This window comes from Rhodoplanes elegans (genome assembly GCF_016653355.1).
GTDB classification, from domain to species: Bacteria; Pseudomonadota; Alphaproteobacteria; order Rhizobiales; family Xanthobacteraceae; genus Rhodoplanes; species Rhodoplanes elegans.
In genome coordinates, this window is sequence record NZ_NHSK01000082.1 from 1 (window position 1) to 9,439 (window position 9,439).

Consider the following 9,439-nt stretch of genomic DNA (forward strand, 5'->3'; position numbering starts at 1 on the left):
GGCGCGGCGCGGCGCGAGATGCGCGACGCGGAGGGCGAGATCGGCGGGCCGGAACGGCGTCGCCAGCGGCCGCAGCACCGTGAGGCCGAGCGCCGCGGCGAGCTCCTCGGCGGCCGCGAGCGCCGGGGCGGCGGGCGGCCCGAGCAGCAGCACGCTCGCCTCCGGGCTCGCCACGGCGAGGTGGCGCAGCCGCGCCGCGGTCGCTGGCCCGTCGGGCAGCGGCAGCACCACGAGGTCGAGCGGCGTCGTCGCGGCCGCCGCCGCGAAGCCGTCGTCGTCGGCGCAGGGCCGCACCACGAAGCCGAGCTCGGCGAGCGCCTCGCCCAAAAAGGCGCGCAGATGCGACCGGCCGGTCAGCACGCAGGCCTGTGGCGTGATCCGGCGCCGGCCGAAGCGGGGGAACGCGATGGGGGTGCTCATCAGTCCGGGTCCTGTCGGTCCGAGCCCGTGCCGGAACGCTCTCGGTCATCGAACGCCTTGATTCGCCAACGTGCCGGCGGGCCAAATCCCACCTGTGACCAAGGTATGTCGGTCGGCGATGTTGAGAGAACCTTGGCGCGCTTCATTCGATCCGCGCGATAATCTGCCTGCGACTTTTAGTCGAACCGTCTGCAACTCGGGGCCGGACGACAGGCCGGACGCAATGCCGGGCGCGAAAATCGGTCGGGTCGCGGCCGGATTTCTGCGTAAGTCCATTCGGCTAGGCAAAACGGGCCGGATCGGCTGCCGCGCTTTTGTCGAGATCTGTCGCATAAGGCGAGCTGATCGCATTATGCATCCTTGGATTGTTTTGCAGCTTTACGATGTGACAGAAATATTTGTGGGCAACATTGTCGCGCCCGGTCGTTCCGTCCAAGTATTCGCGGCGATTGTCAGTCCCTGAAGACTTTGCAGGTTCGCGCCCGGTCCGCCTGGTCCGGCCGGCGGCGGACGGACGGCGGGCGATCACGCCTCGCCGTCCTCCTCCTCCGTGCCGGAGCAGGTCTCCGTGTCGGTCTCGGCCTCGGCGGCCGGGGCCGCGCCGGCGGCGGCGCGGGCGAGATTGAGGGCGAGCAGGCGGGCCAGCGCGTCCTCCTCCGCGATGTCGGCCGGCCAGCCATAGGCGGCGGCGACCGCCGCATCGAGGTCGCGATGCGCGTCGGTGAGCCACTGCGGCCGCTCGTTGTAGAGATTGGTCAGCGTGCGCTTCTTCAGGATCACGGCCGCCTGCGCGTCCTTCGGCAGGATGCGGTCGGGATAGAGGGGCTTCGCACCGGCCGCGCGCTGCTCGGCGGTCGGAAAAACCTCGGGCTCGATCCTGATCAGATCCGGCGGATTGAGCCAGGCGTTCCTCAACTCGTCGAGCTTTCGGGCCGCCGCCGCGATCGCGACGGCACGCGGGTCGTCGGCGTAACGCTCGGCCGGAGTGTTGGGCGTCAGCCCCTCGGGGAACGGGAAGGTCTCGAACGTGGTGGTCGGCGTGTAGCGCGGATCGTTGCCGACGCCGAGCCAAGTGCACAGCCGCAGCGACCATGATTCATGGAAGCGCGAATGCAGGATGCCGAACGTGGTGTCGTCGTGGCGGGCGATGACATCAAGCAAGTTGGATGCAAATACAACACTGTCGATCCAAACAAAAACTCGATGCTTGGATACAACAGGAGTTGCGATCGCTCGCCTCTGTGATTTGAGGCGGCAATCGAGCCCCTTCCTCACCCACCCGTGTCGCCACCAATAAGTGCGATGGATCTTGCGTGGCATTGTGCGGCGCGCAGGCAGTACGTGCTCTCGGATGTGCTGAAACGGCTTCTCGTAGAGAGCCGCTTCGGCTTCGGTAAGCTGATCTCCGAAGTCGATGATCCAACGGTTCCCGGACCGTCTCACGATGTCGGACGCGTTTCGGTACGGACGCAGCACATCTGAGTTTGGTCGTCCATTCGGGTTCGTTGGCGCTTTTAGCCAATCCTCGGCGACTTGTTCCGGAACGTCGAAATCGCCATACTTCTGGCCGCCTTCGAAGCAAACATTCTCATTCTCGGAGAGACGTCTCGCTGATGTTAGATCAGCTGCTCCATACGTTAGGTCGGGATGAATCTCGGCCACAGAAGTGCCATTGAGTTGAAGGGGCTCATCCGTTGACCTAACTCCGAAACAAACGATCGACACTCTGACGGCTGCTCCATCGACGATCCACGGCTCGTCGGACCAGACTTCGATGAAACGATTCTTGGAGGCGATCTCGTCCAGCACGCGCCTGTTGGCGCCGCCCCGGATGGAGTTCGTGGCGACGAAGCCGACCCGCGACGCGAGACCGGCGTCGAGCTGCCTGTTCGCTTTCTCGAACCAGTAACAGACGAGATCGGCGAACTCCGAGAGTCGCCCCTGAAACGGCTCGCGCATCGATCTGACATAGGCTTCGCCCATGGCACCGAGCATCAGCTTGCCGCCCAGGAACGGCGGATTGCCGACGATGAACTCGGCCGCCGGCCATTCGGCCTCGATCCATCCGCCGGTCTCGTCATGGCCGGGCTCGTCCCGGCCATCCACGTCTTGCTTCTCTCCGGACGACGTGGACCCCCGGGACGAGCCCGGGGGTGACGGAGCATGGGGCGACGCCGAGGGGGCGCGCGTGATCAGCGCGTCGCGGCACTCGATCGTGTCGAGCGCCCGCAGGATCGGCTCCGGCCGGGCGAAGATGCCGTTGCGGATGCCCCACTGGATGTCGCCGATCCAGATCGTCGTGCGGGCGAGCTCGGCGGCGAGCGGGTTGATCTCGATTCCGCGCACGATCTCCGGGCCGACCGCCGGGGTGCGCGGCGACAGGCCGAGCGCCTCGCATTCGAGATTGGCGCGCAGCTCGAGGTCCTTCACGGCCTGCAGGGCGAGATAGAGGAAGTTGCCCGAGCCGCAGGCGGGATCGAGAATCGAGACGCCGCGCAGCCGCTCCAGATAACGCGAGCGCACCTCCTCGGCCGCCTCCACGGGGCTCATCGCGCGGCCCGTCCGGGCGCGCTTCGGCGGCTTCTGCTTCTTGGTCAGCAGCGCCTCGATCTCGGCGCGCGCCGCCTCCCACTCCTTCGCCAGCGGGCGCACGACGACGGGCTCGACGATCATCATGATCTTGTCGGTGTCGGTGTAGTGGGCGCCGATCTGGCCGCGCTTCTCCGGATCGAGGAAGCGCTCGAACAGGGTGCCGAAGATGATCGGGTCGATCTGGCTCCAGTCGAGGCTCGCGGCCGCGACCAGGAGGCCGCAGTCGCCGGCGTCGAGCGGCAGGGCGCGACGCCCGTCGAACAGGCCGCCGTTGAAATGGGCGATGTCGGTGAGGTCGTACTCGCCGCCCTTCTCCATCGCGGCGAACAGCCGGTCGAAATAGCCGCTGGCGCGCTCCGGCTTCTGCGCCGCGCGCTTGAGGAGCTTCGGGAAGAACTCGTTCGGCAACAGCTTCACGCTGTGGGCGAAGAAGCAGAAGACGAGCTGATTGACGAAATGCGCGACCGCCTCCGGTGTGCCGCGGCCCTGCAGGCGCAGCGCGATGGTGGAGAAGGTGTCGGCCGCCTCCTTGGTGACGGCGGCGCGCGTCCGCGTCGGCCGCAGCTTGTGCGGCTCGAAGAAGACGGCGCGCAGCAGCTCGAGGTTCTTCGGCTCGGCGAGATCGTCGAGCGTGAACTCGTGCGTCCTCGTCACCGCGTTGGTCCAGGCGGTGCGGACGACGAAGCGGTCGGTGTCGCAGGCGACCTGCAGGGGCGGGTTCTCGAGCGCGGCGGCGTAGCGCACCAGCTGGGCCAGCGCGTCGTCGAGATTGCGCTTCCGCTTCTTGTACTCCCAGGCGAAGAAGCCCTTCTTCCAGACGTCCGCGAAGCCGTCGCCGCCGCCCGTCTTGGTGACGCCCTTCTCGAACGCGAACCACTCGCCGGCCGGATCCGCCGTCACCGGGTCGTCGTGGCCGAGCATCGCGCAGAGATCGAGGAAGTGCGTCTGCGCGGTCGCCCGCTCGGTCAGCGCGACGGGCTTCCACTTCTTGATGAACTGCTGCGGGGTCATGCCGCAGGAGGTAACAGGGATTCGCCCGGCGCGGAATGCGCGACCGAGGGCGAGGACGGGCTCGAAGGATGATGATCCTGATAAACGGAAAATAGTCCTTGACAGCGTGACGCTGCTTCGGTACCAATCGGGCACGGTCGAGAACTGCGTCGGGGCGCCGGGCGCTACACAGGGGCCGGCGCCGAGCCCCGAGCCCCGACCAAGTCAGCCAGGCCTTCGCGGCGGACTGGCCGGCGGGCAGAGCCGCCTCAGGCGGCGAAGAACCAGAGATAGACCACCGTCAGCGCCAGGACGGCGCCGACCACGCCGAAGCCGAGCACATAACGGACATTGTGCCCGACGGTGCCCTGGCGCGCCTGGGGCGTCGAGCGGGTGATCGGGGTCTCGTCGGTCGGTCGCGCCATGATGTCCGTCGGTTCTCTGATGCCGTGGCGGGGTGATCCGCCGCCGCCGGACCAACGCGAGACCGTGCCGGCCGTTCCCCCGACGGCCCGTCCACATCGGAACCACCGCCATGCTGAACCGCATCCTGCGTCTCCGGCGCGAGGCCGCGCGCCCGGCCGCGCCGGCGCCCGCTTCCGCGCCCGCGACCGAGCTGAAGAGCTCGCGCATCGCCCGGCTGATCCGGCTGGAGCCGGGCGGCACGGCGCGGTGGACGCCGCGCGACTATGCGGCGCTCGCCCGCGAGGGTTTTTCCACCAACGCGATCGTCCATCGCGCCGTCAAGCTGGTCGCCGAGAACGTCGCCGCGCTGACCTTTCTCGCCTACGCGGGCGACGCGCTGCACGAGCGCCATCCGCTGACCGATCTGCTGGCGCGGCCCAATCCGCGCCAAGACGGGGCGACGCTGATCGAGGCGCTCACGGCGCATCTCCTGATCAGCGGCAACGGCTATCTGGAGCTGGTGACGCTGGACGGAATGCCGCGTGAAATCTTCGCGCTGCGCCCGGACCGCATGCGCGTGGTGCCGGGGCCGGACGGCTGGGCGCAGGCCTACGACTACACGGTGGCGGGTCGCACGGTGCGGTTCGAGCAAATCGGCGAGCCGCCGCCGATCCTGCATCTCGTGCTGTTCAATCCGCTCGACGATCACTACGGCCTCGGCGCCCTGGAGGCGGCGGCCGTGGCGGTCGACACCCACAACGCCGCGGCGCGCTGGAACAAGGCGCTGCTCGACAACGCGGCGCGGCCCTCCGGCGCGCTCGTCTACGCGGCGCCCGACTGCGGCATTCTCGGCGACGACCAGTACGAGCGGCTCAAGCGCGAGCTGGAGACGACCTATCAGGGCGCCGGCAATGCCGGCCGGCCGCTGCTGCTGGAAGGCGGGCTCGACTGGAAGGCGATGGCGCTGACCCCCAAGGACATGGATTTTCTGGAGGCCAAGAACAGCGCCGCGCGAGAAATCGCGCTCGCCTTCGGAGTGCCGCCGATGCTGCTCGGCATCCCGGGCGACAACACCTATGCGAACTATCAGGAGGCGAACCGCGCGTTCTGGCGCCACACGGTGCTGCCGCTGGGCGCCCGCATCGGCAGCGCGCTCGCGCAATGGCTGGCGCCCGCCTTCGGGCCGGCCGAGGGCGGCGCTCTGCGGCTCGAGATCGACACCGACCGCATCGACGCGCTCGCCGCCGACCGTGCCGCGCTGTGGGAGCGGGTCGGCGCCGCGGCCTTCCTCACCGTCAACGAGAAGCGCGCGATGCTCGGCTTCGGCCCGCTCGAGGGCGGCGACCTGATGTGATCAGGTCGGTGCCGCGGTCCTTCTCGGACGATGCCGCGAGCACGGCGGGCTCCTCTCCCCGGCGGAGATCGCTAGACACCCGTCATCCCGGGGCGCGAACCCTAAGGTTCGCGGACCCGGGATCCATACCCCCTGTGTCGGTGGCTCACGGGACACTGGGGGTATGGGTCCCGGGCTCGGCGCTGACGCGCCGCCCCGGGACGACGGGGCAACTCGCAAAGCCATCCACCGGGAGAGGTGAAACGAGGGCGCCGCGGCTTTCTTTCGCGCCACGAACCGACGACGCCCGAGGAGCCCCATGACCGACCTCGTCGACATCTTCTCGCAGAAGGGCGATCTGGCGCATCTCGCGCTGTTCCTGTGGGCGTCGTCGTCGAGCGCGCTCGCCGTCTATGCGCTGCGCGAGCTCGCGGCGACGTCGCGGCGCTTCGACGACTTCGTCCAGTCGCTCGCGCACTTCAACGACATTCTCCGGAGACGATCCTGACGAGGAGACGATCCTGATGGACACGCTGCACGCGGTGCTGCGCAGCCTGCGCGGCGAGACCAAGTCGCGGCCCGACCATGTCGCGGTGTTCCGCGAGTTCTTCGTTCATCTCGACCGGCTCGGCCGGCGCCAGCTGCGCGACGCGCCGAAGCGTCTGCGCACCCGCCGCCGGCGGGTCGCCAAATGAGTCACGTCGCCGGCTGGATGCCGCCGACCGTGACGTCGAGATCGGTGACGAGGCCGTTGGAGAGCGAATAGACCCAGCCGTGCACCCACAGCGGCTGGCCGCGCCCCCACGCCTCCTGCACGAAGATGTCGGAGGCGACGTTCTTCACCTGGCGGATGACGTTGAGCTCGCACAGCCGATCGAAGCGCGCCTTCTCGTCGCCGATCGCCATCAGCTCGTCGAGGTGATCGTTCCACACCTCGCGGATCGGATGCAGCCAGTGGTCGACGAGGCCGCGCCGCATGCCGTCCACGGCCGCCTTGACGCCACCGCAGCCGTAATGCCCGACCACCATGATGTGCTTCACCTTCAGCACGTCGACGGCGAACTGCAGCACCGAGAGGTAGTTCGCGTCCTGCGGCGGCGCCAGGTTGGCGACGTTGCGATGGACGAACAGTTCGCCCGGATCGAGATCGACGATCTCGTTGGCCGGCACCCGGCTATCCGAGCAGCCGATCCACAGATACTCGGGCGCCTGCTGCCGTTCGAGCCGCCGGAAGAAGTCCGGATCGTGCTCGACCATCCGCTTCGCCCAGGCGGCGTTGTTGGCCTTCAGATTGTTCAGCATCGCGGGACGCCTCACTCGCACGCGGGGCCGCATCGCGGACCGACGCCGCCCGATCGAGTCCGGTTGTAGCCCCATCGCGCCCCGCCCGGAAGGGCCGCGCCGCCCGTCTTTCGTCGGGCACGCGACCGGCGCCCCGCGCGCCCAGCGCCCCGCGTGCCGCCTCCGCCGCCGCAGCCGTCTCGTGTCCGTCCGTGCCGGGGATCGTCCAATGCATGCGCCTCAGGATCTGGTCCGCCCGCTCGCCACCGTCGAACCCGACGGCACCGTGGAGGGCTACGCCTCGCTGTTCGGCGAGATCGACCAGGCGCGTGACATGGTGATGCCGGGCGCCTTCGCGCAGACGCTGCGCACCCGCGGCCTGCGCCGCATCCCGATGCTGTTCCAGCACGACCCGGCCGAGCCGATCGGCATATGGCTGGACCTCACGGAAGACATCCGGGGCCTCAAGGCGCGCGGAAAGCTGATCCCCGACGTGGCGCGCGCCCGCGAGGTGCTGGCGCTGGTGCGCGAGGGCGCGGTCGACGGGCTCTCCATCGGCTTCCGCACCGTCAAGGGCCGCATCGATCCCGCGACCCGCATCAGGAAGCTCGACGTGATCGACCTGTGGGAGATCTCGATCGTCACGTTTCCGCTGCTCTCCGGCGCCCGCGTGCGCGCCGTGAAGACCCGCGCGCCGACGTGCCGCGGACGTCCGGCGCATCCGCGCACCGGGCATTCGCCGCGCCGCTGATCATCGAAAGCCCGTCCAGCCATCAGGAGCCATCATGGACATCGATCTCGACCGCCTGCCCGTCATCTCGCCGGAGACCAAGGCGGGGCCCGATCCCCGCACCGAGACGCGCCTCGATCCGCCGCCGACGATGAGCGACTTCATCCGCACCTTCGAGGCCTACAAGGCGACCAACGACGCCCGGCTCGGACAGATCGAACGGCGCGGCGCCGCCGACCCGGTCACCGAGGAGCGCCTCGCCCGCATCGACGCGACCCTGATCGAGCATCAGCGCCGCGTCGACGCGCTGGCGCTCAAGGGCGCCCGCCCGGCGCTCGGCCGCGACGGCCGCGATGCGTTCGACAGCCCGGCGGGGCGCGAGCACAAGGCGGCGTTCGACGCCTATGTCCGCAAGGGCGACGCTTCGGGCCTGCTGGCGATCGAACGCAAGGCGCTGTCGGTCGGCTCGGCGCCGGACGGCGGCTATCTGGTGCCGCCCGAGGTGGAGCGCGAGATCGGCCGCCGGCTCGTCGACGTGTCGCCGATCCGCTCGATCGCCGGCGCCCGTACGGTCTCGGCGAGCGTCTACAAGAAGCCGTTCATGACGAGCGGCCCGACGGTCGGCTGGATCGGCGAGACCGACAGCCGGCCGCAGACCGCGGCGCCGGCGCTCGCCGAGCTCGCCTTCCCGACCATGGAGCTCTACGCCATGCCGGCGGCGACCGCGACGCTGCTCGACGACGCGATGGTCGACATCGACGCTTGGCTTGCCTCCGAGGTCGACCAGGCCTTCGCCGAGCAGGAGGGGGCCGCCTTCGTGGCGGGCGACGGCACCAACAAGCCGAAGGGCTTCCTCGCCTACACGACGGTCGCCAACGGCTCGTGGAGCTGGGGCAATCTCGGCTATGTCGCCAGCGGCGCGGCCGGCGCCTTCCCGGCCTCGAATCCGGCCGACGTGCTGATCGATCTCGGCTACGCGCTGCGCGTCGCCTATCGCCGGAACGCCGTGTTCGTCATGAACCGCAAGACCGAGTCGGTGGTGCGCAAGTTCAAGGACACCACCGGCCAGTATCTGTGGGCGCCCGGCCTCGCGGCCGGCCAGCCGGCGACGCTGCTCGGCTATCCGGTGGTGATCGACGACGCCATGCCGGACATCGCCGCCAATGCGCTGTCGATCGCCTTCGGCGACTTCCGCCGCGGCTATCTGGTGGTCGACCGCGCCGGCGTGCGGGTGCTGCGCGATCCCTACAGCGCCAAGCCCTACGTGCTGTTCTACACGACCAAGCGGGTCGGCGGCGGCGTCCAGGACTTCGACGCGATCAAGCTCCTGAAGTTCGCCGCGAGCTGACACGCGACGGAGCCGATCGGCACGCGCTGATCGGCTCCGTCGACGTTTCCGGTCACTGCTGCACGACCTTCTCGGTGCAGCTCAACGATCCCCAGAAGCTGCGGGCGCAGATCCGCTCGGTGTTGTAGGCGGTGCGGCCCGGCATCACCTCGCGCTCCGGCACGGCCGCGCCTTTGGCGGCCGCGTCGGCCTGGGCGGCGACGCCGCCCTGCGGCGGGACCGGGTTGGGTCCGGGGGTCTGGGTCGCCTTGGCGATCGCGGCGGCGACATCCTGCAGCGGACCGCTGACGGGCGCGCCGGCCGGCGGCGGAGGCGAGGGCGGCGCCGCCGCGCTCTGGCC

General features: G+C 69.3%; 9 protein-coding genes and 2 pseudogenes. 5 read left to right on the forward strand and 6 right to left on the reverse strand.

What is annotated here, in order from left to right; translation table 11 throughout:
- From CCR97_RS11130 to CCR97_RS11145, 4 genes and pseudogenes are all read right to left on the reverse strand, one after another.
- Window positions 1–420, reverse strand: a pseudogene (locus CCR97_RS11130) (diguanylate phosphodiesterase); the annotation flags it as partial.
- A gap of 280 nt (window positions 421–700) precedes the next feature.
- Window positions 701–949: a hypothetical protein gene (locus CCR97_RS11135; protein ID WP_146618876.1), complete on the reverse strand. Its 249-nt coding sequence runs from the start codon at window positions 947–949 to the stop codon at window positions 701–703.
- On the reverse strand, window positions 946–4,023 hold the full coding sequence (locus tag CCR97_RS11140) for a class I SAM-dependent DNA methyltransferase (protein WP_201159497.1): 3,078 nt from the start codon (window positions 4,021–4,023) through the stop codon (window positions 946–948). The genes CCR97_RS11135 and CCR97_RS11140 overlap by 4 nt, the downstream gene beginning before the upstream one ends.
- Window positions 4,024–4,271: 248 nt before the next feature.
- Complete coding sequence (locus tag CCR97_RS11145) at window positions 4,272–4,427, reverse strand: hypothetical protein (protein ID WP_170145995.1); 156 nt, start codon at window positions 4,425–4,427, stop codon at window positions 4,272–4,274.
- 110 nt (window positions 4,428–4,537) lie between these two features.
- On the opposite strand from CCR97_RS11145, the gene CCR97_RS11150 reads away from it, so the two are divergent.
- The 3 genes from CCR97_RS11150 to CCR97_RS11160 all read left to right on the forward strand — a co-directional run bounded on the left by CCR97_RS11150 (window position 4,538) and on the right by CCR97_RS11160 (window position 6,435).
- Window positions 4,538–5,761, forward strand: a complete 1,224-nt coding sequence (locus CCR97_RS11150; RefSeq protein ID WP_111359392.1) for a phage portal protein — start codon at window positions 4,538–4,540, stop codon at window positions 5,759–5,761.
- A 298-nt stretch (window positions 5,762–6,059) separates the two neighbouring features.
- Window positions 6,060–6,248: a hypothetical protein gene (locus CCR97_RS11155; protein WP_111360075.1), complete on the forward strand. Its 189-nt coding sequence runs from the start codon at window positions 6,060–6,062 to the stop codon at window positions 6,246–6,248.
- Between the two features lie 16 nt (window positions 6,249–6,264).
- Entirely contained in the window at window positions 6,265–6,435 is a 171-nt protein-coding gene (locus tag CCR97_RS11160; protein ID WP_170146067.1) for a hypothetical protein, read from the forward strand.
- A 1-nt stretch (window position 6,436) separates the two neighbouring features.
- Here the strand turns inward: CCR97_RS11160 and CCR97_RS11165 are convergent, their stop codons facing one another.
- Complete coding sequence (locus CCR97_RS11165) at window positions 6,437–7,042, reverse strand: carbonic anhydrase (RefSeq protein ID WP_111360076.1); 606 nt, start codon at window positions 7,040–7,042, stop codon at window positions 6,437–6,439.
- 208 nt (window positions 7,043–7,250) lie between these two features.
- Between CCR97_RS11165 and CCR97_RS11170 the strand changes: the two genes are divergently transcribed.
- Both CCR97_RS11170 and CCR97_RS11175 read left to right on the forward strand, forming a co-directional pair.
- Window positions 7,251–7,772, forward strand: a complete 522-nt coding sequence (locus tag CCR97_RS11170; protein ID WP_111360077.1) for an HK97 family phage prohead protease — start codon at window positions 7,251–7,253, stop codon at window positions 7,770–7,772.
- Window positions 7,773–7,806: 34 nt separating this feature from the next.
- Window positions 7,807–9,099 carry a phage major capsid protein gene (locus tag CCR97_RS11175; protein ID WP_201159498.1) on the forward strand — a complete coding sequence of 431 codons (1,293 nt, stop codon included), beginning with the start codon at window positions 7,807–7,809 and terminating at the stop codon, window positions 9,097–9,099.
- A gap of 52 nt (window positions 9,100–9,151) precedes the next feature.
- Here the strand turns inward: CCR97_RS11175 and CCR97_RS11180 are convergent.
- Window positions 9,152–9,439 (reverse strand): annotated as a pseudogene (locus tag CCR97_RS11180) (hypothetical protein); the annotation flags it as partial.